1 protein-coding gene is annotated in these 1,562 nt (G+C 36.0%); it reads right to left on the bottom strand.

Translation table 11 applies throughout. The annotated features are described in order from the left end of the window. Positions 1-127 precede the first annotated feature (127 nt). Positions 128-1,438: an ISL3 family transposase gene (locus ACQV2X_RS08640; protein WP_428874602.1), complete on the bottom strand. Its 1,311-nt coding sequence runs from the start codon at positions 1,436-1,438 to the stop codon at positions 128-130. Positions 1,439-1,562: the final 124 nt, after the last annotated feature.

Here is a 1,562-nt window from a genome sequence, read left to right as displayed (position 1 = left end):
GGCTCTTTGTCAAATAGGGTTGATGAGTAGGTGAGGTAACCGACTGGTTACTTCACCTCTTTTTTTACAGATCAACAATTATTATAAGCGCATGAATGATCGACCGGTTTTATTATGAGATAAATTGTCAAAAAGTAACCGACGTAGATGATTGATTGGGCAAGTATAAGCGCATCATCAATAAAATTCTATTTTTAAAATGTAAATAATTACGATAGCCATAGGCATTTCGTTTCAGCACCTTGATTTTATTGTTTAGCCCTTCAATTGGGCCATTCGTTAAGGTTGAATAGTTAAAGGTGTTTTGAATAAAAGTGTGATAGCGTTTAAAGGTTCTTAAAACGGTCTTTAATTTTTTTGAAACGGGTAATGTTAGGCCATAGTTGACCCAAAACTCAAATCGATCGATTCGAAGGTCTTGAAGGGCTTCTCTTAAATGATGAACGACCTCGTAAGTGACTTTTAATTCGCTACTTGATGTTAATAAATAATCAACGATACCACTGGTGTTTGTGATCCAATCAAATAATCGATAGCGCTGATAAGTAGTGGTGTGTAATTTATTTCTTGGTGTCATGATTAGGCGCCAGTAGCGTTTATGTTTATTGTACAGTCGATTGTCTTTGTTTCGGAAGGTGTTCATCACATGAATTCGTGTCCGATTCAGCTCACGATTTAAAGCTTGAATGAGATGGAATTTATCAATAATAATTTGTGCTTTTGGAAAAACTTTTTGAATTAAATCCATATACGGTCGGTACATATCAATCGTTATCGTTTGAACCGATTGACGGGTTTCCAACGGAAATTGTTGAAAATAACGGATTAATGAAGACTGTTTGCGATCAAAGAACAAATCAACTAATCGATGCGTTTTAGCGTCACAGTAAATGAAACTCATCGCAGCATCAATCGTTCGAACACTTTTAAATTCATCAAAACAAAGGTGTTGTGGTAAGGAATGTAGCGGTTTGAATTGAAGGTGCTGTGCCATTTGATTCGTCACACGACGGACTGTATGAATCGATACATGCACCAGTTGAGCGATATAAGTTTCTGATATCGTATGTGTTAACTGATCAGCGATATATCGTTTCAAATGATTAGATAGATGACAGTGACGAGCGACTTCAGGCGTTTGAGCGGTAAAGGATGAGTGACAAGATTTACAGTAATAACGCTGTTTTTTTAAATCTAAATAAGTGGGATAACCTGCCATCGGTATTAATTGAATGCGCGATGTACGAGAGCCATTTTTAACGATTGAATAGTTAATTGCTGATTGCCCACAACAAGGGCAATGACTAATAGGCTCTATTAATTGACCCGTTAATAAGAAAGATAAACGGCCTTTAATCGAAATTTTTGAAAATTTTTGGTCATTAATTGTGATGTTTTTATCGTTTAATCCGAGTAAAGATGATATAATGTGTGACATGGGACAGCTCTCCTTTATTGTGGTTTAGTCGCTTATAATATACAGGAGATCTGTCCTTTTTTGTACCCTAAAGTAAAAAATAGAGTTGAGGCCTTCGGCCATCAACCCTATAAATTATAGAACC

Source organism: Facklamia sp. P12945, from assembly GCF_050409485.1.
GTDB lineage: Bacteria > Bacillota > Bacilli > Lactobacillales > Aerococcaceae > Facklamia.
Note: the sequence above shows the minus strand (reverse complement) of the source record. Positions and strands in the feature narration are given on the sequence as shown.

What these genes read in the sequence shown, in the direction of transcription:
- ACQV2X_RS08640 (WP_428874602.1), bottom strand. Translation starts at nt 1,438, where the DNA reads ATGTCACACATTATATCATCTTTACTCGGATTAAACGATAAAAACATC.